At 55.7% G+C, this 19,607-nt stretch carries 34 protein-coding genes and 2 tRNA genes; 1 reads left to right on the top strand and 35 read right to left on the bottom strand.

All coding sequences use genetic code 11. From position 1 onward, the window contains the following. The first annotated feature begins 66 nt into the window (after nucleotides 1–66). Nucleotides 67–447 (top strand): aspartate 1-decarboxylase, encoded by a 381-nt coding sequence (panD, locus tag ACH5N8_RS03245; protein WP_483282475.1) that lies wholly within the window; start codon nucleotides 67–69, stop codon nucleotides 445–447. A gap of 84 nt (nucleotides 448–531) precedes the next feature. On the opposite strand, the gene folP is transcribed toward panD, so the two are convergent. The 35 genes from folP to ACH5N8_RS03070 all read right to left on the bottom strand — a co-directional run bounded on the left by folP (nucleotide 532) and on the right by ACH5N8_RS03070 (nucleotide 19,540). After that, nucleotides 532–1,398 carry a dihydropteroate synthase gene (folP, locus tag ACH5N8_RS03240; RefSeq protein ID WP_460028680.1) on the bottom strand — a complete coding sequence of 289 codons (867 nt, stop codon included), beginning with the start codon at nucleotides 1,396–1,398 and terminating at the stop codon, nucleotides 532–534. Nucleotides 1,399–1,487: 89 nt separating this feature from the next. Continuing rightward, the gene (gene rplQ, locus ACH5N8_RS03235; RefSeq protein WP_460028681.1) at nucleotides 1,488–1,853 is read right to left on the bottom strand and encodes a 50S ribosomal protein L17; all 366 of its coding nucleotides are present in this window, start codon (nucleotides 1,851–1,853) and stop codon (nucleotides 1,488–1,490) included. A gap of 12 nt (nucleotides 1,854–1,865) precedes the next feature. Continuing rightward, the gene (locus ACH5N8_RS03230; protein ID WP_460028682.1) at nucleotides 1,866–2,861 is read right to left on the bottom strand and encodes a DNA-directed RNA polymerase subunit alpha; all 996 of its coding nucleotides are present in this window, start codon (nucleotides 2,859–2,861) and stop codon (nucleotides 1,866–1,868) included. 9 nt (nucleotides 2,862–2,870) lie between these two features. Next, the gene (gene rpsD, locus ACH5N8_RS03225; RefSeq protein ID WP_460028683.1) at nucleotides 2,871–3,491 is read right to left on the bottom strand and encodes a 30S ribosomal protein S4; all 621 of its coding nucleotides are present in this window, start codon (nucleotides 3,489–3,491) and stop codon (nucleotides 2,871–2,873) included. A 15-nt stretch (nucleotides 3,492–3,506) separates the two neighbouring features. Continuing rightward, entirely contained in the window at nucleotides 3,507–3,893 is a 387-nt protein-coding gene (rpsK, locus tag ACH5N8_RS03220) for a 30S ribosomal protein S11 (RefSeq protein ID WP_460028684.1), read from the bottom strand. 41 nt (nucleotides 3,894–3,934) lie between these two features. Beyond that, nucleotides 3,935–4,291 carry a 30S ribosomal protein S13 gene (rpsM, locus tag ACH5N8_RS03215; RefSeq protein WP_483282474.1) on the bottom strand — a complete coding sequence of 119 codons (357 nt, stop codon included), beginning with the start codon at nucleotides 4,289–4,291 and terminating at the stop codon, nucleotides 3,935–3,937. Between the two features lie 60 nt (nucleotides 4,292–4,351). Further along, nucleotides 4,352–4,465 (bottom strand): 50S ribosomal protein L36, encoded by a 114-nt coding sequence (rpmJ, locus tag ACH5N8_RS03210; protein WP_460028686.1) that lies wholly within the window; start codon nucleotides 4,463–4,465, stop codon nucleotides 4,352–4,354. A gap of 30 nt (nucleotides 4,466–4,495) precedes the next feature. Further along, on the bottom strand, nucleotides 4,496–5,821 hold the full coding sequence (secY, locus tag ACH5N8_RS03205; RefSeq protein WP_460028687.1) for a preprotein translocase subunit SecY: 1,326 nt from the start codon (nucleotides 5,819–5,821) through the stop codon (nucleotides 4,496–4,498). 1 nt (nucleotide 5,822) lies between these two features. Further along, nucleotides 5,823–6,257, bottom strand: a complete 435-nt coding sequence (gene rplO / locus ACH5N8_RS03200; protein ID WP_483282473.1) for a 50S ribosomal protein L15 — start codon at nucleotides 6,255–6,257, stop codon at nucleotides 5,823–5,825. A 2-nt stretch (nucleotides 6,258–6,259) separates the two neighbouring features. Further along, nucleotides 6,260–6,442 carry a 50S ribosomal protein L30 gene (gene rpmD / locus ACH5N8_RS03195; RefSeq protein ID WP_460028689.1) on the bottom strand — a complete coding sequence of 61 codons (183 nt, stop codon included), beginning with the start codon at nucleotides 6,440–6,442 and terminating at the stop codon, nucleotides 6,260–6,262. Nucleotides 6,443–6,448: 6 nt separating this feature from the next. Further along, entirely contained in the window at nucleotides 6,449–6,952 is a 504-nt protein-coding gene (rpsE, locus tag ACH5N8_RS03190; protein WP_483282472.1) for a 30S ribosomal protein S5, read from the bottom strand. Nucleotides 6,953–6,967: 15 nt separating this feature from the next. Beyond that, entirely contained in the window at nucleotides 6,968–7,321 is a 354-nt protein-coding gene (gene rplR / locus ACH5N8_RS03185; RefSeq protein ID WP_483282471.1) for a 50S ribosomal protein L18, read from the bottom strand. Nucleotides 7,322–7,331: 10 nt separating this feature from the next. Further along, nucleotides 7,332–7,868 carry a 50S ribosomal protein L6 gene (gene rplF / locus ACH5N8_RS03180; protein ID WP_483282470.1) on the bottom strand — a complete coding sequence of 179 codons (537 nt, stop codon included), beginning with the start codon at nucleotides 7,866–7,868 and terminating at the stop codon, nucleotides 7,332–7,334. Nucleotides 7,869–7,882: 14 nt separating this feature from the next. After that, nucleotides 7,883–8,278 carry a 30S ribosomal protein S8 gene (rpsH, locus tag ACH5N8_RS03175; protein ID WP_483282469.1) on the bottom strand — a complete coding sequence of 132 codons (396 nt, stop codon included), beginning with the start codon at nucleotides 8,276–8,278 and terminating at the stop codon, nucleotides 7,883–7,885. A 30-nt stretch (nucleotides 8,279–8,308) separates the two neighbouring features. Further along, nucleotides 8,309–8,614, bottom strand: coding sequence for a 30S ribosomal protein S14 (gene rpsN / locus ACH5N8_RS03170; protein ID WP_483282468.1), 306 nt, complete (start codon nucleotides 8,612–8,614; stop codon nucleotides 8,309–8,311). 9 nt (nucleotides 8,615–8,623) lie between these two features. Further along, nucleotides 8,624–9,163, bottom strand: coding sequence for a 50S ribosomal protein L5 (rplE, locus tag ACH5N8_RS03165; RefSeq protein ID WP_460028695.1), 540 nt, complete (start codon nucleotides 9,161–9,163; stop codon nucleotides 8,624–8,626). Between the two features lie 13 nt (nucleotides 9,164–9,176). Beyond that, nucleotides 9,177–9,494, bottom strand: a complete 318-nt coding sequence (gene rplX / locus ACH5N8_RS03160) for a 50S ribosomal protein L24 (protein ID WP_460028696.1) — start codon at nucleotides 9,492–9,494, stop codon at nucleotides 9,177–9,179. 9 nt (nucleotides 9,495–9,503) lie between these two features. Further along, nucleotides 9,504–9,872: a 50S ribosomal protein L14 gene (gene rplN, locus ACH5N8_RS03155; protein ID WP_483282467.1), complete on the bottom strand. Its 369-nt coding sequence runs from the start codon at nucleotides 9,870–9,872 to the stop codon at nucleotides 9,504–9,506. A 38-nt stretch (nucleotides 9,873–9,910) separates the two neighbouring features. Then, nucleotides 9,911–10,171 carry a 30S ribosomal protein S17 gene (rpsQ, locus tag ACH5N8_RS03150; protein ID WP_483282466.1) on the bottom strand — a complete coding sequence of 87 codons (261 nt, stop codon included), beginning with the start codon at nucleotides 10,169–10,171 and terminating at the stop codon, nucleotides 9,911–9,913. Beyond that, on the bottom strand, nucleotides 10,168–10,362 hold the full coding sequence (gene rpmC, locus ACH5N8_RS03145; RefSeq protein ID WP_483282465.1) for a 50S ribosomal protein L29: 195 nt from the start codon (nucleotides 10,360–10,362) through the stop codon (nucleotides 10,168–10,170). Before rpmC ends, rpsQ begins: the two co-directional genes overlap by 4 nt. Continuing rightward, nucleotides 10,362–10,775, bottom strand: coding sequence for a 50S ribosomal protein L16 (gene rplP / locus ACH5N8_RS03140; RefSeq protein ID WP_460028700.1), 414 nt, complete (start codon nucleotides 10,773–10,775; stop codon nucleotides 10,362–10,364). The genes rpmC and rplP overlap by 1 nt, the downstream gene beginning before the upstream one ends. A 14-nt stretch (nucleotides 10,776–10,789) precedes the next feature. Beyond that, complete coding sequence (rpsC, locus tag ACH5N8_RS03135) at nucleotides 10,790–11,458, bottom strand: 30S ribosomal protein S3 (RefSeq protein ID WP_483282464.1); 669 nt, start codon at nucleotides 11,456–11,458, stop codon at nucleotides 10,790–10,792. A gap of 7 nt (nucleotides 11,459–11,465) precedes the next feature. Beyond that, entirely contained in the window at nucleotides 11,466–11,801 is a 336-nt protein-coding gene (rplV, locus tag ACH5N8_RS03130; protein WP_483282463.1) for a 50S ribosomal protein L22, read from the bottom strand. 34 nt (nucleotides 11,802–11,835) lie between these two features. After that, on the bottom strand, nucleotides 11,836–12,108 hold the full coding sequence (rpsS, locus tag ACH5N8_RS03125) for a 30S ribosomal protein S19 (protein ID WP_460028703.1): 273 nt from the start codon (nucleotides 12,106–12,108) through the stop codon (nucleotides 11,836–11,838). 21 nt (nucleotides 12,109–12,129) lie between these two features. Then, the gene (rplB, locus tag ACH5N8_RS03120) at nucleotides 12,130–12,954 is read right to left on the bottom strand and encodes a 50S ribosomal protein L2 (protein WP_460028704.1); all 825 of its coding nucleotides are present in this window, start codon (nucleotides 12,952–12,954) and stop codon (nucleotides 12,130–12,132) included. A 46-nt stretch (nucleotides 12,955–13,000) separates the two neighbouring features. Further along, nucleotides 13,001–13,294, bottom strand: coding sequence for a 50S ribosomal protein L23 (gene rplW / locus ACH5N8_RS03115; RefSeq protein ID WP_460028705.1), 294 nt, complete (start codon nucleotides 13,292–13,294; stop codon nucleotides 13,001–13,003). Continuing rightward, on the bottom strand, nucleotides 13,291–13,905 hold the full coding sequence (gene rplD / locus ACH5N8_RS03110; RefSeq protein WP_483283166.1) for a 50S ribosomal protein L4: 615 nt from the start codon (nucleotides 13,903–13,905) through the stop codon (nucleotides 13,291–13,293). Before rplD ends, rplW begins: the two co-directional genes overlap by 4 nt. A 9-nt stretch (nucleotides 13,906–13,914) precedes the next feature. After that, entirely contained in the window at nucleotides 13,915–14,547 is a 633-nt protein-coding gene (gene rplC / locus ACH5N8_RS03105; protein WP_483282462.1) for a 50S ribosomal protein L3, read from the bottom strand. A gap of 28 nt (nucleotides 14,548–14,575) precedes the next feature. Continuing rightward, the gene (gene rpsJ / locus ACH5N8_RS03100) at nucleotides 14,576–14,887 is read right to left on the bottom strand and encodes a 30S ribosomal protein S10 (RefSeq protein WP_460028708.1); all 312 of its coding nucleotides are present in this window, start codon (nucleotides 14,885–14,887) and stop codon (nucleotides 14,576–14,578) included. A gap of 5 nt (nucleotides 14,888–14,892) precedes the next feature. Next, the gene (tuf, locus tag ACH5N8_RS03095; protein WP_483282461.1) at nucleotides 14,893–16,083 is read right to left on the bottom strand and encodes an elongation factor Tu; all 1,191 of its coding nucleotides are present in this window, start codon (nucleotides 16,081–16,083) and stop codon (nucleotides 14,893–14,895) included. A gap of 36 nt (nucleotides 16,084–16,119) precedes the next feature. Then, nucleotides 16,120–18,222 (bottom strand): elongation factor G, encoded by a 2,103-nt coding sequence (fusA, locus tag ACH5N8_RS03090; protein ID WP_483282460.1) that lies wholly within the window; start codon nucleotides 18,220–18,222, stop codon nucleotides 16,120–16,122. 45 nt (nucleotides 18,223–18,267) lie between these two features. Beyond that, nucleotides 18,268–18,744 (bottom strand): 30S ribosomal protein S7, encoded by a 477-nt coding sequence (gene rpsG / locus ACH5N8_RS03085; protein WP_483282459.1) that lies wholly within the window; start codon nucleotides 18,742–18,744, stop codon nucleotides 18,268–18,270. Between the two features lie 20 nt (nucleotides 18,745–18,764). Then, a complete protein-coding gene (gene rpsL / locus ACH5N8_RS03080) occupies nucleotides 18,765–19,139 on the bottom strand; it encodes a 30S ribosomal protein S12 (RefSeq protein ID WP_460028257.1) in 375 nt (124 codons plus the stop codon). 210 nt (nucleotides 19,140–19,349) lie between these two features. Then, a tRNA-Asn gene (locus ACH5N8_RS03075) sits at nucleotides 19,350–19,425 on the bottom strand. Nucleotides 19,426–19,463: 38 nt separating this feature from the next. Beyond that, a tRNA-Arg gene (locus tag ACH5N8_RS03070) sits at nucleotides 19,464–19,540 on the bottom strand. Nucleotides 19,541–19,607 lie beyond the last annotated feature (67 nt).

Genomic DNA, 19,607 nt, shown 5'->3' with positions numbered 1-19,607 from the left:
TGCGACGGCTATGAATTTTATAGATAATTCGATGTTCGGTCTTTACCAAACTCTAGGCTTATTCAGATGCTCACCACGATGTTGAAGGCCAAACTGCACAGGGCCCGGGTGACTCACGCGGAGCTTGAATACGAAGGCTCCTGCGCCATCGATGCCGGGCTCCTGGAGCGCTCGGGTATTTGTGAATACGAACAGATTCACATCTACAACGTCAACACAGGTGCCCGCTTCGTCACCTATGCCATACGTGCCCAGGAAGGCTCGGGAGTGATTTCCGTCAATGGCGCCGCCGCCAGACTGGCCGCGCCCGGAGATGTCCTGATCATTTGCGCCTATGTCGGCCTGGATCAGGCCGAACTCACGAACTTCCAGCCCACGCTGATCTATCTGGACGCCGGCAATCAGATCCTGAGGGTCGGCCACGAAATACCGGTTCAGGCAGCCTGACCGCGCCGGTTTCCCCTCAACCCTCCATTTCCGGAAAGCCTGCGGGCAGCACCGACCGCCCCTTTCGGCATAGCCGCCGCCCTGTCAATCAATGCTGCTGGCGCAAGCCTCAATCGCGTGGGCGACCTGCACCGCCTGGCGATTGGGCCGCACATCGTGCACCCGAACGATCGAAACGCCTGCCATCATGCCCATGACGGTGGTTGCGACGGTGGCTCCCAGAAGATCGGCAGGATTTTCCTCCTGGCACAGCGAGCCCATGAAACGCTTGCGGCTACAGCCAAGCAGGACCGGATAGCCCAGTTCAACGATATCATCAAGCCTGCCGAGCAGGGCCAGATTATGCGACCGACTCTTGCCAAAACCGATGCCAGGGTCAACCACGATGCGTCCAGCATCGATACCCGCCAGCATGGCCGCATCCGCCCGCGCGCGCAGATAATCTTTTACCTCGGCCACAACATCCACATAGGCAGGGCGATCCTGCATCGTTTTTGATGTTCCTTGCCGATGCATCAGCACGATGGGCGCGCCAAGGCGCGCAGCGACGGCATACATGTCGTCATCATCGGTACCTGCCGAAACATCATTGATGATATCCGCACCAGCCTGCACGGCCTGCTCCGCCACGCGACTCAGCGAGGTATCAATACTGATCAGGAAGTGCCTGTTCGGCAATGATCGCCGGGTTTGCACCAGTTTCAGAATGACCGGCATGACCCGCGCGAGTTGCTCTTCGGCAACCACCGGCTCCGAGCCCGGGCGGGTTGACTCCCCCCCGACATCGATGATGTCCGCCCCCTCGTCGATCATCGTCATGGCGTGACGCAGGGCGACATCGATATCTCTATAGCGGCCACCATCCGAAAAGCTGTCGGGGGTCACATTCAGTATGCCCATGATCAAGGGCCGGCGCTCAGCCAATCGATCAGACAGGGTAAACACGGCCACGGCGCTCTCGTCAGAGTTTCTGAGTCACTGGGTTTGTACCGACGAAAAAAAACCCCGCATAGCAGGGTTTTTCCTCGCTTGATTGGCGATCAGCCTTCGCTGCGATCCACCAGTTCGACATAGGCCATGGGGGCCGAGTCTCCTGGACGAAGACCACACTTCAGAATCCGCAGATAGCCACCGGGCCTGTTCTTGTAGCGCGGACCCAGACTCTCGAAGAGCTTGGTCACAGCAACACGGTCACGGGTTCGTGCGAAAGCCAGACGTCGGGCAGCAACGCTGTCCTCCTTCGACAAGGTGATCAGCGGTTCGGCAAAGCGACGCATTTCCTTGGCGCGGGGCAACGTGGTCTTGATGACCTCGTTGTGAATCAGGGCATTCGTGAGATTACGGAACAATGCAGCCCGATGGCTGCTGTTCATGTTCAATTTCCGACCAGCTTTGCGATGTCTCATGTGCAGTTCTCTTTAATTCTCTTGCTCTTCCGGCTTCAGATTCTCCGGTGGCCAGTTTTCAAGGCGCATGCCCAAAGACAAGCCCTTGGTAGCCAGAATATCCTTGATTTCCGTTAGCGACTTCTTGCCCAGATTGGGCGTCTTGAGGAGATCGTTCTCGGTCCTCTGAATCAGGTCGCCAATATAGAAGATGTTCTCCGCCTTCAGACAATTAGCGGAACGTACCGTTAACTCGAGATCATCGACCGGCCGCAGCAACAGGGGATCGAATTCGGAGCTTGCCTCTGCAGCACCCGGAGCATCAACGCCTTTCAGCGCAATGAAGACCGAAAGGTGTTCGTTGAGGATGGCGGCTGCCTGACGCACGGCATCTTCCGGCTCCAGGGTACCATTCGTCTCGATGTCGATCACCAGTTTATCGAGGTCCGTGCGCTGCTCGACACGTGCGCTTTCGACCACATAAGAAACCCGGCGAATGGGGCTGAACGAAGCATCAAGCTTGAGGGCACCCACCTCAAGCTCTTCCCCATTATCCTGCCTGGACAAGACCGGCTGATATCCACGACCACGCTGGACATGGAGTTTGATTTCCAACTCACCAGAATCGGTGAGGTTGGCAATTTCCATGTCTCCGTTCAGAACTTCGGCCTGATGCGTCGAAGTAATATCGGCCGCCGTGACCTTGCCAGGACCGCTGCGCTTCAACGAGAGTGTTGCCCGGTCACCCTCATGGATCCGGATGGCAAGATTCTTGAGGTTGAGCAAGATATCCAGGACGTCCTCACGGACGCCGTCAATCGATGAGTATTCGTGGTCGACCCCGGCAATGGCAACCGACGTAACGGCACACCCTGGAATGGACGACAGCAACACTCGGCGCAATGCATTGCCAAGCGTATGACCAAAGCCCCTTTCCAGAGGTTCGATGACGATACGCGCATTATTTTTGCTGACCGGGGTTACATCCACCAGTCTTGGCTTGATCAAATTTGCCAGATAACTTTGCATGTCGCTCAATTACTTAGAATACAACTCGACAACCAGCTGTTCGTTGATTTCGCTTCCAAGCTCACTGCGGTCCGGCGACGATTTATAGACACCCTGCATTTTTTGCGTATCCACATCCAACCAGACGGGAAAACCATATTGCTCGGCAACCCCAAGGGCGTCCTTGATCCTGAGCTGGCTCTTGGATTTCTCGCGGACACTGATGACATCACCAGGCTTGACCTGATAAGACGGAATATTCAAAGCATTCCCGTTCACGGCAATCGCCTTGTGGCTAACCAGCTGGCGCGCCTCCGCCCGGGTAGCCGCAAAACCCATGCGGTATACCACATTGTCCAATCTCGCCTCCAGGAAGTTCAGGAGGTTCTGGCCTGTGGATCCCTTCTGCTGGGCAGCCGCCTTGTAGTAGTTGCGGAATTGGCGCTCCAGTACACCATATATACGACGGAGCTTCTGCTTTTCACGCAACTGGGTGGCGTAATCGGACATGCGGGCACGTTTGGTGCCATGTTGGCCGGGCTGCTGATCCAGTTTGCACTTCCCCTCGAGGGACTTGCCGCGGGACTTCAGAAAAAGATCGGTTCCTTCCCGTCGGCTAAGCTTGCACTTGGGACCAAGATATCTTGCCATGATAACTCCTGAAAATTAAACGCGGCGCTTCTTGGGCGGACGGCAACCGTTGTGGGGAATGGGAGTGCCGTCAACAATGTTATTGATCTTGAAACCCATATTATTAAGAGACCGCACCGCCGACTCTCGTCCGGGGCCTGGCCCCTTGATGACAACATCGAGATTCTTGACACCGTAATCCTTGACGATATTACCCACCTTTTCGGCCGCCACCTGGGCAGCGAAGGGCGTGCTTTTGCGCGACCCACGGAACCCAGAAGCACCTGCGGTAGCCCAGGCCAATGCATTACCTTTTCGGTCGGTAATGGTGATGATGGTGTTATTGAACGTGGCATTGATATGAACAACGCCATCGGAGATATCGCGCTTGATTTTTTTGGTAGGACGTCCAGGACCGGCCATGACTAAACCTTAACTTTGTGAGCTTGTTGAAATCGTCGAAATCACTTACGAACAGGACGGCGAGGCCCCTTGCGGGTACGTGCATTGGTACGGGTCCGCTGGCCGCGCAAGGGCAAACCGCGACGATGTCTCATGCCACGATAGCAACCCAGATCCATCAGCCGCTTGATGTTCATTGCAGTTTCCCTGCGCAGATCACCTTCGACCGTGAACTTGGCAACCTCTTCACGTAACCTCTCAACCTCTTCCTCAGAAAGACTCTTGACCTTGGTCGACGGAGCAATGGCAAGACGCTGGCAGATCTCGGCGGCTCTATTTCTACCGATACCATAGATTGCGGTCAATGATATGACCAAATGCTTATGGTCAGGAATATTTACGCCTGCAATACGGGCCATCTAGGTTATCTCCGACAAACTGAGTAGGTTACTGCTCTCGCCAATGCCGACATCACAGGCTCAACCTTGGCGCTGCTTATGACGCGCATCCTTGCAAATGATGCGGACAATGCCATTGCGTTTAAGGACCTTGCAATTCCTGCAAATTTTCTTTACCGATGCGCGAACTTTCATTATTTCTTCCTCGACAAACGCCTGCTGGGCTCAGGAGCCGAGCTTCAAATTACTTTTCTTCAGAAGACCCTCGTACTGATGCGAGATCACGTAGGTCTGTATCTGTGACATGAAGTCCATGACAACGACAACGATGATCAGCAGCGACGTGCCGCCAAAATAGAACGGAACATTCCAGTAGAGAATAAGGAATTCAGGCAGCAAGCAAACCGCCGTAATGTAGAAGGCTCCCACGAGTGTCAGCCGCGTCATTACCGCATCGATGTACTGAGCTGTCTGCTGGCCCGGGCGTACGCCAGGGATAATTGCGCCAGACTTCTTGAGATTTTCGGCGGTTTCATTGGAGTTGAACACCAAGGCCGCGTAGAAGAAACAGAAGAAGACGATGGCAGCCGCATAGAATAGCACATAAACAGGCTGACCGGGAGACAGCGTCGTTGCCACATCTTGCAGCCAGCTCATGCCCTCCGCGTTGCCGAACCATCCGGCCAAGGTCGCCGGGAACAGGATGATGCTCGAAGCAAAGATGGGCGGAATGACGCCGGACATGTTCAGCTTGAGCGGCAGGAAGCTCTTGTGGGCGGCGTACATCTTCCGCCCTTCCTGACGCTTGGCATAATTGATCACGATGCGCCGCTGGCCCCGCTCGACGAAGACAACAAGGGCTGTAACGCCGATGGCAATGGCAAACAGGGCAATGATGCTGAAGGCTCCCAGTTCACCTGTGCGAGCCAGCTCAAGAGTGCCACCGATCGCTGTCGGAAGCCCCGCCACGATGCCGGAAAAGATGATGATCGAGATGCCGTTGCCGATACCGCGTTCGGTGATCTGCTCACCCAACCACATCAGGAAGACGGTCCCGCAGACCAGCGATACGGCACAAACGAATACGAACTGGAACCCGGGACTGATGACGACCGGCATACCACCAGCCGACTGGTTCTGCAGTGCCAGCGCTATGCCGACCGCCTGGAAGCTGGCCAGGAACACTGTGGCATAGCGGGTATACTGGTTGATTTTCTTGCGACCACTCTCACCCTCCTTCTTAATCTGCTCAAGCTGCGGGACAACACCCGCCATCAGCTGAAGAATGATCGAGGCTGAAATATAGGGCATGATCCCCAAGGCGAAGATGCTAAGGCGTTTCAGCGCACCGCCCGAAAACATGTTGACCATGTCGAGAATGCCACCCTTGTCGGCAAACATGGTGGCCAGGGCCTTGGGATCAATACCCGGAATCGGAATGTGCGCACCGACACGATAAACGAACAGGGCGCCTAGGACAAAGAGCAGTCTCTGCCGAAGCTCCCCGAGGCGACCGAAACGTTCGGCAAGTGCAGAGCTCGCGGCACTCATACTAACCCTCGACCTTTCCGCCAGCGGCTTCGATCTTTGCTCTTGCCCCAGGGGTTACTCTGAGACCCGATATGGTAACTGTCTTGGCAATCTCGCCCGAATCAATCAGGCTCACGGATTTTGCATAGGCGGGAACCAGGTTGGCAGCCTTCAGCGCCAGCACATCAATGACGGCAGAGTCCACCGAAGCCAACTCATGCAAACGAACCTGAGCGCTGAACTTCTTGCTTTGGGACCTGAAGCCGACCTTAGGGAGACGCCGTTGCAAGGGCATCTGGCCTCCCTCGAAGCCGACCTTGTGGAAACCACCAGCTCTGGCTTTCTGACCCTTGTGGCCTTTACCACTGGTTTTACCGAGCGTGGAACCAATGCCCCTGCCCAAGCGCTTCTTGGCCTGCCGGCTGCCTTCGGCAGGATGTAGATCATTCAAAAACATAGTCAGTCCTCAACCTTGAGCATATAGCTGATTTTATTGATCATCCCCATGTTTTCCGGGGTAGCGATCACCGCGACACGCTGGTGCATACGACGAATGCCCAAACCCCTGAGGCAGGCTTTGTGGGATTCGTGTCGGCCAATCGAGCTCTTGATCTGGGTAATATTAACTTGCTTTTGACTCATGACTATTTACCGCGTTTCGAGCTGCTTGCCACGTTTGGCTGCCAGCTTGGCAGGGTCGGCAATCTCTGTAAGACCCTTGATGGTTGCCCGAACAACGTTGATGGGATTGTTCGTACCAATACACTTCGCAAGGACATTGTGAACACCTACCACCTCGAAGACAGCGCGCATGGCGCCTCCTGCGATGATGCCGGTACCTGCCGATGCTGGCTGCATGAAGACCTTGGCGGCACCGGTCGACGAAGCAACGGCATAATGCAAGGTATCCCCATTAAGGCTGACCTTGCGCATATTGCGACGCGCCTGCTCCATGGACTTCTGGATGGCAACCGGAACTTCCCTGGCTTTGCACAAGCCATAGCCCACGCGTCCGTTACCATCACCGACCACTGTCAATGCGGTAAAACCAAAAACACGACCACCCTTGACAACCTTCGCCACTCGCCGGACAGCAACCAGCTTCTCCTGAAAGCCATCCGCCGAACCACCCTGAACATTCTGATTTGCCATTGATCGCGCTCCTGTCTAGAACTGAAGTCCGGCTTCACGCGCGGCATCTGCCACTGCCTTGACGCGCCCGTGATACTTGAAGCCAGAACGATCAAAGGCTACCTGGTTGATGCCTGCGGCGAGAGCACGCTCAGCGACAAGCTTGCCGACGGCTTTTGCCGCTTCCACATTACCCGTATTTTTCAAGGATGCCTTAATGTCCTTCTCCAGGGTCGATGAACAGGCCAGTACCTTGGATCCATCGGCAGTGATGACCTGAGCATAGATATGCCGCGGAGTCCGGAACACAGTCAGTCGGTCAGTACCGAGATTGCGGATGATTGCGCGAGTTTTTGCCGCCCTGCGCAGCCGAGCTGCCTTCTTGTCCATTTCACTCAACCTATTTCTTTTTCGCTTCTTTCTTGACGATGACCTCATCGGCATATCGAATGCCTTTGCCCTTGTAGGGCTCCGGGGGACGATAGGCTCTGATGTTGGCGGCAACCTGACCGACTTGCTGCTTGTCGCAGCCTTTGATGACGATTTCGGTTTGTGATGGTGTTTCTATTACAATTCCTGCCGGGACAGGAAAATTGACAGGGTGCGAGAAACCCAGGCTCAGGTTCAAAGCATTGCCTTGAGCTTGGGCACGATAGCCAACACCGACCATGGTCAACTTGCGCTCATAGCCCGTGCTAACGCCGAACACCATATTGGCGAGATTCGCGCGCGTAGTACCTGCCATGGCGTCCTTTTCTTTATCGCTGACATCGCCGATGACTGCTATCTGAGCACCCTCGATAACAACTTCGACAAGGGGGTGCACACTCGACATCAAGGTCCCTTTCGGTCCCTTGACCGTCACGAGGCCGGCCTGGTCTTTTACGACTTCTACCCCTTTTGGCAATGAGATAGGATTTTTTGCAACTCTAGACATGATCGGTTTAACCCTTACGAAACAGTGCAGAGTATTTCACCACCATGCCTTCCCTCACGCGCTGACTTATCGGTCATCACGCCTTTGGAAGTAGAAATGATGGCAACACCAAATCCCCCCAAGACCTTGGGAAGATCATCAGCCGATTTATAGACTCTACGACCTGGTTTACTGATGCGCTGGATGCTCTCGATGACAGGCGAGCCCTGAAAATACTTCAATGTGACAGTCAGGACCGGCTTGCTGCCAACGGCCTCGACATTAAAGTCTTCGATATAACCTTCTTCCTTTAGCACCTGACATACCGAAGCTTTCAGCTTCGATGACGGCATGGAAACGAAAGTCTTGTTGGCAGCCTGACCGTTACGTACACGAGTCAGAAGGTCAGCCAAGGGATCGGTGATGCTCATTTAGAGACTCCAAAAAACAGATGACACGTTCTACCAGCTTGCCTTGGTTACACCAGGCACATCACCGCGCATGACCGATTCACGCAGCTTGTTGCGACCAAGGCCGAACTTCCGGTAGAAACCATGTGGTCTGCCTGTCAAATTGCAACGATTGCGAAGCCGTGAGGCAGAGGAATCACGAGGAAGCTTCTGCAGGCTCATCTCTGCATTGATCTTGTCCTCTTCGCTCGCCATGCGATCGACGATGACAGCCTTCAAGGCCTGACGTTTTGCCGAATACTTCTGCACAAGCTTCTGCCGCTTAACTTCTCTGGCAATCATTGATTTTTTAGCCATCGTATAACCCTAGGTCCTGAACGGAAATTTGAACTGCTCCAGCAATGCCTTGGCTTCCTGATCGGTTTTTGCGCTGGTCGTAATCGTTATGTCGAGACCTCTCACCACGTCGACCTTGTCAAAGTCGATCTCCGGAAAGATGATCTGCTCCTTAACGCCCATGCTGTAATTCCCGCGACCATCGAACGACCGACCATTCAGACCACGGAAGTCACGGATCCGCGGGATGGCCACCGTGATCAGCCTGTCAAGGAACTCATACATCCTATCCCGACGCAGCGTAACCTTGCAGCCAATCGGCATTCCATCGCGGATTTTGAAGCCGGCAATGGACTTCTTGGAAATGGTAATGATAGGCTTCTGCCCGGAAATCTTCTGCAGATCATCGAGCGCGTTCTGCAGGATTTTCTTGTCTGCAACAGCCTCACCAACCCCCATATTCAGGGTGATCTTCTCCAGCTTGGGCACCTCCATGAGGGACTTGTAGCCGAATTTCTCGGTGAGCGCGGGTATTATTGCGTCTTTATAAAGCTGTTGTAATCTAGCCATTTTGATATACCGACTACGCGTCAATCACTTCGTTACTGGACTTGAAGAACCGCACCTTGCGTCCATCTGCCAGCAGTCGAAAGCCGACACGATCAGCCTTGTTGGTGGCGGGATTCAGAAGGCCAACATTGGATATGTGCAGAGGCATGGCCTTATCCACTATACCACCGGCAATTCCTTTCATCGGCATGGGCTTCTGGTGCTTGCGGGCAACATTGATGCCGTCGACAACAATCTTGCCATCATCATGTATGGCAAGCACAGCACCTACCTTGCCCTTGTCCTTACCGGTCAGAACGACGACCTGGTCACCTTTCCTAATCTTTCGCATGATCGACTCCTAGATGACTTCAGGGGCCAGTGAAATGATCTTCATGAATTTTTCCGAGCGCAGTTCTCGTGTCACGGGTCCGAAAATGCGGGTCCCTATGGGCTGGTGCTGGTTATTGAGCAGGACGGCTGCATTGCCGTCGAACCGAATGAGAGAGCCGTCGGCACGGCGAACACCCTTTCGAGTACGAACAACAACAGCGTTGTAGACTTCGCCTTTCTTTACACGACCGCGAGGAATCGCTTCCTTGATGCTCACCTTGATGATATCGCCTACATTCGCATAGCGTCTATGCGAGCCACCCAGGACCTTTATACACATAACCTTCCTGGCACCACTATTGTCGGCGACATCAAGGTTGGTTTGCATCTGAATCATGTCACTTACCTAAATCTATGAATTCGCTTGATAGGATCTCACCGAGACCGCTCTAGGATTCGATCCAGCTTCCACACCTTTTTTGCCGATACAGGACGGCAGGCAGCTACGACAACGACATCACCGACCTTGGCTTCATTGTTTTCGTCGTGAGCCAGCACCTTCGTGGAGCGCCGGATGTATTTGCCATACAGAGGGTGGGCAACCATTCGATCAACACGTACGGCAACCGTTTTTTCCATCTTGTCGCTAACGACAGTGCCAGTCAGGGTATGGATATTCTTCAGCTCGGCACTCATGACTTCACACCCTTTTCGCGCAGAATGGTATTGATTCGGGCAATCGTTTTACGGTTTTTTTGTAGCTGGTCCGGCTTGGACAGCTGTCCCGTGGTTTTCTGCATTCTAAGATTGAATTGTTCCCTGTGCAGGTTAACCAATTCCTGGGCCAGCTCTTCTTCCGTCTTTGAGCGGATTTCCTCAGTTTTCATTACATCACCGTCCTGACAGCAAAGATAGTCTTAACCGGTAACTTTGCCGCTGCCAAAGCGAATGCTTCACGTGCCAGTTCCTCGCTGACACCCTGAAGCTCATAAAGCATCGTTCCTGGCTTGATTTCCGCAACCCAATATTCAACGCTCCCCTTGCCGCTGCCCATACGGACTTCGAGTGGCTTCTTGGTAATGGGTTTGTCCGGGAAAACACGGATCCAGATTTTGCCGCCCCTCTTCACGTGTCGCGTAATCGCACGCCGAGCAGACTCTATCTGCCTCGCGGTCATGCGGCCGCGTTCAACGGATTTAAGCCCGAACTCACCGAAGCTTACCTTGTTGCCTTTGAGCGCAAGACCGGTATTCCGTCCCTTGTGCTGCTTTCTGTATTTTGTACGTTTAGGCTGTAACATAGTCTATATCCCAATTATGCTTCAGCGGCCTGGCCTTTCACGTCAGTGCCATACTCGGGCAGGATTTCACCCTTGAAGATCCATACTTTGACGCCAATCACGCCATATGTTGTTTTTGCTTCCGCAAAACCATAATCGATATCGGCACGAAAAGTATGCAGTGGTACACGACCTTCGCGATACCATTCGGTTCTGGCAATTTCGGCACCGTTAAGGCGCCCGCTTACACTGATCTTGATACCTTCAGCGCCCAGCCTGAGCGTGTTCTGTACCGCCCGCTTCATTGCTCGCCTGAACATGATGCGCTTTTCCAACTGCTGGGCAACACCCTCGGCGACAAGCTGGGCGTCTAGTTCAGGCTTCCGGATTTCCTCGACGCTGATCTGTACGGGGACCGACATCATCTGCGAGACTTCCCGGCGCAAGGCGTCGATATCTTCGCCTTTCTTGCCGATCACCAAGCCGGGCCGGGCGGTGTGAATGGTGATATGAGCATTGTTCGCCGGCCGATTGATCTGGATCCTGCTGACCGAAGCATGCCCCAGCTTTCTGCGCAGAAAGTCCCTCACCAGCAAATCCTTGTGGAGGAAACCAGCATAGTCTTTGCTGCTGGCATACCAGCGCGAAGTCCAATCTTTGATGATACCCAGTCTAATACCGGTAGGATGTACTTTCTGTCCCATGATCGGCCTAGCGTTTTTCAGTGACTTTGATTGAAATATGACAAGTGCGCTTGCTGATGCGGTTTGCGCGCCCCTTCGCCCGCGGGGACATGCGCTTCAAGGTTGCACCCTCCCCCACCTCGATGGCTTCCACGCGGAGCTCATCGATGTCTGCACCGTCATTGTGCTCTGCGTTCGCAATGGCCGATTCCAGAACTTTCTTCACAATCTTCGCAGACTTCTTGGGGCTGAAGGTAAGCAAATCGATTGCTCTATCTACCTTCAGGCCACGAATCTGATCAGCCACCAGCCGGCATTTCTGCGCCGAAATCCTGGCGGTATTTAACCTAGCAATTGTAGCCATTGTCTGAACCTTAACCTGATGACGTTTAAGCCGTTTACTTCGACTTCTTATCTGCCTGATGCCCTTTGTAGGTACGGGTTGGCGCGAACTCTCCCAACTTGTGACCGACCATATTGTCGCTGATCAGTACCGGGATATGCTGCCTTCCGTTATGCACCGCAATTGTCAGACCAATCATTTCCGGCAGGATCATCGAACGGCGCGACCAGGTTTTTATTGGTCTCTTGTTGCCGGAATTGGCGCTCTCGAGCACCTTGCCCAGAAGATGGTGATCGATGAAAGGACCTTTTTTAATCGAACGTGGCACGGGATCTACCTCACAGCTAATTTATTTCTTGCGGCCACGGATAATAAGCTTGTCAGTTCGCTTATTGTTGCGGGTTTTATAACCCTTCGCCGGTGTACCCCAAGGCGATACAGGATGACGACCACCGGATGTTCTGCCTTCGCCACCACCATGCGGATGGTCTACCGGGTTCATCGCAACACCACGGACGGTCGGCCGAATACCGCGCCAGCGTTTCGCACCCGCCTTGCCCAACGAAGCCAGGTTATGCTCGTGATTGGAAACTTCGCCGATTACCGCCTTGCACTCGGCCAGAACCTTGCGCATCTCGCCTGAGCGCAGGCGGATCGTCGCATAGGCACCCTCTTTGGCCACAAGCTGAACGGAACTTCCACCCGCTCTCGCCAGCTGAGCACCCTTGCCTGGTTTCAACTCTACGCAATGCACGACAGAGCCCACTGGAACATTGCGCAGCGGCAGGCAGTTGCCAAGCTTTATGCCGGCATGTTCTGACGAGACGATCTCCTGACCAACCACAAGCCCCCGGGGGGCAATCACATAGCGGCGCTCGCCATCCCGATAGACGACCAAGGCAATGTGTGCCGTGCGGTTTGGGTCATATTCGATGCGCTCGACATGACCTGGCACTTCGAGCTTGTCCCGCTTGAAGTCGATCAAGCGATAGAACTGCTTGTGCCCACCACCCTTATGGCGGGTGGTAACGCGCCCTTGGTTGTTCCTGCCGCTGCTGCGATTCTTTTTCTCGATGAGCTTCGCTTCTGGTCGGCCCTTGTGAAGACCTTCGGTCTTCACTCTCACGACAAAGCGGGAGCCGGCGGAAGTTGGCTTGGATTTAACGAGTGCCATAATTGCTATCCAGTAACTATTTCTCTATGCCAATGCCCGGCCGACGCTAAGCAGAAGCAAAGTCGATGTCAAACCCAGGCTTGAGCTTTATATAAGCCTTTTTCCAGTCCGATCGGGCGCCGATGAAGCGCCCAAAGCGCTTCTGTTTACCCTTCACATTCAGGACATGAACAGAATCGACTTCGACCTCGAACAGCATCTCTACTGCACGCTTAATCTGCTGCTTGGTAGAGTTTTTCCTAACCTTGAACACCACTCTTTTCTCTTTCTCGGCAGACAAGCTGCTCTTTTCGGAGATGACAGGTGCTTCCAATACCTTCATGAGTTCAATCTGTCTCACGCCAAGCCCTCCTCAACTGCCTTGAGTGCTTCAGCCGTCATGATGACCTTGTTGCTATGCACGAGCTGAACCGGATTCAGTGATTTTGCCTCTGCCACATAGACATGCGGCATATTCCTGGCTGACAGAAACAGGTTCGCATCCACGTCCTTAGTGATGATGGTGCCCTTGTCGAAACCCATCTCCGCAAGCTGCGATCGCAGAGCCTTGGTCCTTACTTCCGGCAGCAACAGTTCGTCAACCACCACCAGGCGACCCTGCCGCAGAAGCTCCGAGAAGATGGATCTCATCGCGGCGCGGTACATCTTCTTGTTCAGCTTCTGCTCATAATTGCGATTGCGAGCGGCGAAGGTCACACCACCCGTGCGCCAGAGAGGGCTACGGGTCGTACCTGCGCGTGCACGGCCACTTCCCTTCTGTTTCCACGGCTTCGCCCCACCGCCACTCACATCCGAACGTGTTTTCTGGGCCTTGGTTCCAGAGCGGGCGGCCGCCATATAGGAAACAACCAACTGATGAACCAGGCTTTCATTGAAATCGCGGCCGAAAACGTCCGCCGAGGCGTTCACGCCTTGCGCTCCCGATACTGCCGAAGGAATTACGATCGACATCATTTATTCCTATTTCTTGACTGCGGCTTTGACGACGACACGACCACCCTTGGGACCAGGGACAGCCCCCTTGATCATCAAGAGATTCCTGCCCTTATCGATACCGGAAATCTTCAGATTCTGGATGGTTACTTGCTCGGCGCCCATGTGGCCCGCCATTTTCTTCCCCTTGAACACGCGCCCAGGCGTCTGGTTCTGACCAATCGAGCCTGGCGCACGGTGTGACAGGGAGTTACCGTGCGTCGCGTCCTGCGTTCTGAAGTTATACCGCTTCACGACACCAGCAAATCCCTTGCCGACACTGATCCCGCTCACATCGACAAACTGGCCTTCCTGAAACAGCTCCAGCCCGATCTCGGCGCCCACGGCATACCCGTGGCCATCACCCAGGCGAAACTCCATCAGTTGGTCGCCAGCTTCGACCCCGACCTTCGCGTAATGGCCAGACATGGCCTTGGTCAGGCGGGAACGCTTGACGGAACCGGTCGTGACCTGAACGGCGCAGTAGCCATCCGTCTCAGCATTCTTGACCTGGACGACCCGGTTCGGCTCAACTTGCACGACAGTTACGGGTTCGGCAGATCCATCCTCGTGGAAGATGCGAGTCATGCCGCACTTCCGTCCAATCAATCCCAGGGCCATCACACGCTCCCGCTATAAAACCTATCTATTAGTTCAATTTGATCTGAACATCCACACCCGCAGACAGATCGAGCTTCATCAAGGCGTCAACCGTCTTGTCGGTAGGCTCGATGATATCCATCAATCGCTTGTGGGTTCTCAACTCATACTGATCGCGCGCGTCCTTGTTGACATGCGGGGAGATCAGAACCGTATATCTTTCCTTTTTCGTCGGCAGGGGAATCGGCCCAAGTACCTGGGCGCCGGTCCGCTTTGCCGTCTCAACAATCTCGCTGGCCGACTGGTCAATAAGACGGTGATCAAAGCCCTTTAGGCGGATACGAATACGTTGTTTCTGCACGGCAATTACTCCAGAACCTTGGATACGACCCCGGCGCCCACGGTACGGCCACCTTCGCGTACCGCGAAGCGCAGGCCTTCCTCCATGGCGATCGGGCTGATCAGCTTGACGGTGACTTTGATGTTGTCGCCGGGCATGACCATTTCGACACCCTGCGGCAGCTCCATGGATCCGGTCACGTCGGTGGTCCGGAAGTAGAACTGCGGCCGGTAGCCGTTGAAGAACGGGGTGTGGCGACCGCCTTCGTCCTTGGAGAGGACGTAGATTTCCGCCTCGAAATGGGTGTGCGGGGTGATGCTGCCGGGCTTGGCCAGTACCTGGCCGCGCTCGACGTCTTCACGCTTGGTGCCACGCAGCAGGACGCCGACGTTGTCACCGGCAACACCTTCGTCCAGCAGCTTGCGGAACATTTCGACGCCAGTGCAGGTGGTCTTGGCGGTGTCACGAATGCCGACGATCTCGACTTCGTCACCAACCTTGACACGACCGCGCTCGATACGGCCGGTGACGACGGTGCCACGACCGGAGATGGAGAACACGTCTTCGATCGGCATCAGGAAGGGCTTTTCGATGTCGCGCTCGGGCTCGGGGATGTAGCTGTCCAGGGCATCGACCAGCTGGATGATGGCGGGGACGCCGATCTCGCTCTGATCGCCTTCCAGCGCCTTGAGGGCAGACCCCTTGACGATGGGAGTGTCGTCGCCCGGGAAGTCGTACTTGGAGAGCAGTTCGCGCACTTCCATCTCGACCAGTTCGATCAACTCGGCATCGTCGACCATGTCGGCCTTGTTGAGGAACACGACGATGTAGGGCACGCCGACCTGGCGGGCCAGCAGGATGTGCTCGCGGGTCTGCGGCATGGGACCGTCGGCTGCGGAGCAGACCAGGATGGCACCATCCATCTGCGCGGCGCCGGTGATCATGTTCTTGACGTAGTCGGCGTGGCCGGGGCAGTCCACGTGGGCGTAGTGCCGGGTGGGGGATTCGTATTCGACGTGGGCGGTGGCGATGGTGATGCCGCGCGCGCGCTCTTCGGGCGCCGCGTCGATCTGGTCATAGGCCTTGAAGGCGCCACCGAAGCGCTCCGCACCGACCTTGGTCAGCGCCGCCGTCAGGGTCGTCTTGCCGTGGTCAACGTGACCGATCGTTCCGACATTGACATGCGGCTTTGTACGCGTGAATTTTTCTTTGGACACGACCCTAATACCTCGCTCTTACCTATTCAAACTCGCTTAACTGACCGAAGCCTTCTTGATCACCGCCTCAGCCACATTGGCCGGGGCCTCCTGGTACTTCTTGAATTCCATCGAGTAGGTGGCCCGCCCCTGGCTCTGGGAGCGAAGACTCGTCGAGTAACCGAACATTTCCGCCAGCGGAACCTCAGCCTTGAGAACCTTGACCCCGGCATTGTCGTCCATGCCGAGAATCACGCCGCGCCGACGATTGAGATCGCCCACCACATCACCCATGTAATCCTCCGGCGTCTCAACCTCGACACCCATGATGGGCTCCAACAGAACAGGACTGGCTTTCCTGCACCCTTCCTTGAAGCACATGGAGCCGGCGATCTTGAACGCCATCTCGCTGGAGTCGACATCGTGGTAGGAGCCGTCGAACAGGGTTACCTTGACATCAACTACCGGGTAGCCGGCAAGTATACCATTCTGTAGCTGCTCTTGAACACCCTTATCGACCGCCGGGATATATTCTTTTGGCACCACGCCGCCGACAACGGCGTTTTCGAACGCGTACCCCCCACCTTCAGGGAGAGGCTCGACACGAAGCCATACATGGCCATACTGACCTCGACCGCCCGTCTGGCGGACATACTTGCCTTCCTGCTCGACCGATCTGCGGATGGTTTCACGATAGGCCACCTGGGGCGCGCCGACGTTGGCCTCCACCTTGAACTCCCGCTTCATCCGGTCGACGATGATCTCGAGGTGCAGTTCGCCCATCCCCGAAATGATCGTCTGGCCGGACTCTTCATCCGTATGAACCCGGAAGGAAGGATCCTCCTGAGCCAGGCGCTGCAGCGCCAACCCCATCTTTTCCTGATCGCTCTTGGTCCGGGGCTCGACCGCCACCGAAATGACCGGCTCCGGAAACTCCATGCGTTCGAGTACCACCGGTTTGCCAACCGCCGACAAGGTTGTGCCGGTTACGATGTCCCGCAATCCGACGCAGGCAGCAATATCGCCCGCCCGAATCTCCTTGACTTCCTCCCGGGAGTTGGCATGCATCCGCAGCAGCCGCCCGATGCGTTCCTTGTTGCCACTGGCAGAGTTGATTACGCTGTCGCCGGAACTCAGGACCCCCGAGTATACGCGCACGAAGGTCAGCGTTCCGACAAAAGGATCGGTCATGATCTTGAATGCCAGCGCGGAGAATGGCTCGTCGTCACTCGAGTGGCGCTCGACAGACTCATGGGTCTCGGCATCGGAACCCTTGATTGGCGGCACATCCATCGGGGATGGCAGGTAGTCGATCACGGCATCCAGCATGGCCTGGACACCCTTGTTCTTGAAGGCCGAACCGCAAAGCATGGGCACAATCTCAAGCCCTATGGTCCGCTTGCGCAGGCCTGACTTGATATCTTCCTCGCCGAGGTCACCCTCCTCGAGGTATTTGTTCATCAGTTCTTCACTGGATTCGGCGGCCGCCTCCACCATCTTTTCCCGCCACTCCAGAGCCAGCTCGCGAAGCGACTCGGGAATGTCCTCGTACACGAAGGTGGCACCATTGTCGGCCTCGCTCCAGACGATGGATTTCATCTTGACGAGATCGACCACCCCCTTGAAGCTCTCTTCCGCCCCAATCGGCACCTGAACCGGGACCGGGCAGGCATGCAGACGCTGGCGCATCTGGCCGTAGACCTTGAAGAAATCGGCACCCGAGCGATCCATCTTGTTGACGAAGGCGATGCGTGGGACACCATATTTGGTGGCCTGACGCCAGACGGTCTCGGATTGCGGCTGGACACCACCAACCGCGCAATAGAGCATGCAGGCACCATCGAGCACCCGCATGGAACGCTCGACCTCGATCGTGAAGTCGACGTGCCCCGGCGTATCGATGATGTTGATGCGATGCTCGGGATAGTTCATCGCCATGCCACGCCAGTAGGTCGTGGTAGCGGCGGAAGTGATGGTTATCCCACGCTCCTGCTCCTGCTCCATCCAGTCCATCGTCGCGGCACCATCATGGACCTCGCCGATCTTGTGATTGATGCCGGTGTAGTACAGGACGCGCTCGGTCGTCGTCGTCTTCCCCGCATCGATGTGCGCGGAAATGCCGATATTCCGGTAGCGCTCAATAGGGGTCGTGCGAGCCACGCTGGTACTTGGTTGGTCCTGGAGCGGAATTCTGCTGAAGCTGGATTACCAGCGGTAATGCGAGAAGGCCTTGTTGGCCTCCGCCATGCGGTGGGTATCCTCACGCTTCTTCACGGCCGAACCGCGATTTTCATGAGCGTCATAGAGCTCGCCCGCCAGGCGGGCCACCATGCCCTTTTCGCTACGCTTGCGAGCCGCGTCGATCAGCCATCGCATGGCCAGAGCCACCCGGCGGTTAGGCCGAACCTCAACCGGAACCTGATAGGTCGCACCACCGACGCGGCGGGACTTGACCTCCACGAACGGCTGGACATTCTCGAGAGCCTTGGTCAGAACCTCGATAGAGTCGACGCTCCCTCCCACCTTGACCTGAATCTGATCCAGGGCCCCATAAACCACGCGCTCGGCCACCGACTTCTTGCCGCTCAGCATCAGCATGTTGACGAATCGCGCCAAGGTTTCACTGCCAAAACGCGGATCGGGCACCAGTTCTCTTTTCTGGGAAACTCTTCTTCTAGACATGACTTAAATCCGAACCTCAATTAACCTTTCGGACGCTTGGCGCCGTACTTCGAACGACCCTGGCGACGCTTGGCGACGCCGGCCGTATCGAGACTGCCGCGCACGACGTGGTAACGAACACCCGGCAAGTCCTTGACGCGGCCGCCACGAATAAGCACGACCGAGTGCTCCTGCAGGTTGTGCCCCTCGCCGCCGATGTAGCTGCTCACCTCGGCACCGTTCGTCAGCCTGACACGAGCAACCTTACGCAGCGCCGAGTTCGGCTTCTTCGGGGTCGTCGTATAGACACGGGTGCAAACACCGCGACGCTGCGGACAACTCTCCAGCGCCGGGACGTTACTCTTATCCTTCTTGCGTACTCGCGGTTTCCGCACCAACTGATTGATTGTGGTCATTACCAAACTCCAAAAGCGTTATTGCTCGGCCGTGCTTCTGTAGCGGCCACCAAATCACGGAGGGCGCACAGGGAGGGGGCAGGGCACCCCACAGTAAAGCCGTCCAATTTACGGAATACAGCAAGCACTGTCAACCACAAAAGCAGCCGACGGCGCAACGCGCACAAAATAAAAAGCCCGCGGATGCGCGGGCTTTGCTTCACTCGAATGTGGCTCCCCCGGACGGGCTCGAACCGCCGACCCAGTGATTAACAGTCACTTGCTCTACCGACTGAGCTACAGGGGAAAATCCTGTCATCACTCCGACGGAATGATGCCGGAAGATGGCGCGCCCGGAGAGATTCGAACTCCCGACCACCTAGTTCGTAGCCAGGTACTCTATCCAACTGAGCTACGGGCGCATAGAAGAGCTGTGAATTATGCTCATCAGAGGAGTGCATGTCAAGCATTCTGCACCAACTTTTCCGC

It is taken from the genome of Methyloparacoccus sp. NF-16 (assembly GCF_056880625.1).
Note: the sequence above shows the minus strand (reverse complement) of the source record. Positions and strands in the feature narration are given on the sequence as shown.

Coding starts and splice junctions, on each gene's coding strand:
- rpsC (WP_483282464.1), bottom strand. CDS start 11,458: ATGGGACAGAAAGTACATCCTACCGGTATTAGACTGGGTATCATCAAA.
- rplX (WP_460028696.1), bottom strand. CDS start 9,494: ATGCGAAAGATTAGGAAAGGTGACCAGGTCGTCGTTCTGACCGGTAAG.
- rpsN (WP_483282468.1), bottom strand. CDS start 8,614: ATGGCTAAAAAATCAATGATTGCCAGAGAAGTTAAGCGGCAGAAGCTT.
- rpsM (WP_483282474.1), bottom strand. CDS start 4,291: ATGGCCCGTATTGCAGGCGTAAATATTCCTGACCATAAGCATTTGGTC.
- rpmC (WP_483282465.1), bottom strand. CDS start 10,362: ATGAAAACTGAGGAAATCCGCTCAAAGACGGAAGAAGAGCTGGCCCAG.
- rpsH (WP_483282469.1), bottom strand. CDS start 8,278: ATGAGCATCACCGATCCCTTGGCTGACCTTCTGACTCGTGTACGTAAC.
- rpmJ (WP_460028686.1), bottom strand. CDS start 4,465: ATGAAAGTTCGCGCATCGGTAAAGAAAATTTGCAGGAATTGCAAGGTC.
- rpsG (WP_483282459.1), bottom strand. CDS start 18,744: ATGTCTAGAAGAAGAGTTTCCCAGAAAAGAGAACTGGTGCCCGATCCG.
- rplQ (WP_460028681.1), bottom strand. CDS start 1,853: ATGAGACATCGCAAAGCTGGTCGGAAATTGAACATGAACAGCAGCCAT.
- rplB (WP_460028704.1), bottom strand. CDS start 12,954: ATGGCACTCGTTAAATCCAAGCCAACTTCCGCCGGCTCCCGCTTTGTC.
- rplR (WP_483282471.1), bottom strand. CDS start 7,321: ATGGACAAGAAGGCAGCTCGGCTGCGCAGGGCGGCAAAAACTCGCGCA.
- rpsQ (WP_483282466.1), bottom strand. CDS start 10,171: ATGAGTGCCGAGCTGAAGAATATCCATACCCTGACTGGCACTGTCGTT.
- ACH5N8_RS03230 (WP_460028682.1), bottom strand. CDS start 2,861: ATGCAAAGTTATCTGGCAAATTTGATCAAGCCAAGACTGGTGGATGTA.
- rplF (WP_483282470.1), bottom strand. CDS start 7,868: ATGTCTAGAGTTGCAAAAAATCCTATCTCATTGCCAAAAGGGGTAGAA.
- rplE (WP_460028695.1), bottom strand. CDS start 9,163: ATGGCTAGATTACAACAGCTTTATAAAGACGCAATAATACCCGCGCTC.
- rpsE (WP_483282472.1), bottom strand. CDS start 6,952: ATGGCAAATCAGAATGTTCAGGGTGGTTCGGCGGATGGCTTTCAGGAG.
- rpmD (WP_460028689.1), bottom strand. CDS start 6,442: ATGAGTCAAAAGCAAGTTAATATTACCCAGATCAAGAGCTCGATTGGC.
- rplP (WP_460028700.1), bottom strand. CDS start 10,775: ATGTTACAGCCTAAACGTACAAAATACAGAAAGCAGCACAAGGGACGG.
- panD (WP_483282475.1), top strand. CDS start 67: ATGCTCACCACGATGTTGAAGGCCAAACTGCACAGGGCCCGGGTGACT.
- rplC (WP_483282462.1), bottom strand. CDS start 14,547: ATGGCCCTGGGATTGATTGGACGGAAGTGCGGCATGACTCGCATCTTC.
- rpsD (WP_460028683.1), bottom strand. CDS start 3,491: ATGGCAAGATATCTTGGTCCCAAGTGCAAGCTTAGCCGACGGGAAGGA.
- rplD (WP_483283166.1), bottom strand. CDS start 13,905: ATGTCGATCGTAATTCCTTCGGCAGTATCGGGAGCGCAAGGCGTGAAC.
- rplN (WP_483282467.1), bottom strand. CDS start 9,872: ATGATTCAGATGCAAACCAACCTTGATGTCGCCGACAATAGTGGTGCC.
- secY (WP_460028687.1), bottom strand. CDS start 5,821: ATGAGTGCCGCGAGCTCTGCACTTGCCGAACGTTTCGGTCGCCTCGGG.
- rplO (WP_483282473.1), bottom strand. CDS start 6,257: ATGTTTTTGAATGATCTACATCCTGCCGAAGGCAGCCGGCAGGCCAAG.
- rplV (WP_483282463.1), bottom strand. CDS start 11,801: ATGGCTACAATTGCTAGGTTAAATACCGCCAGGATTTCGGCGCAGAAA.
- rpsL (WP_460028257.1), bottom strand. CDS start 19,139: ATGACCACAATCAATCAGTTGGTGCGGAAACCGCGAGTACGCAAGAAG.
- rpsK (WP_460028684.1), bottom strand. CDS start 3,893: ATGGCCGGTCCTGGACGTCCTACCAAAAAAATCAAGCGCGATATCTCC.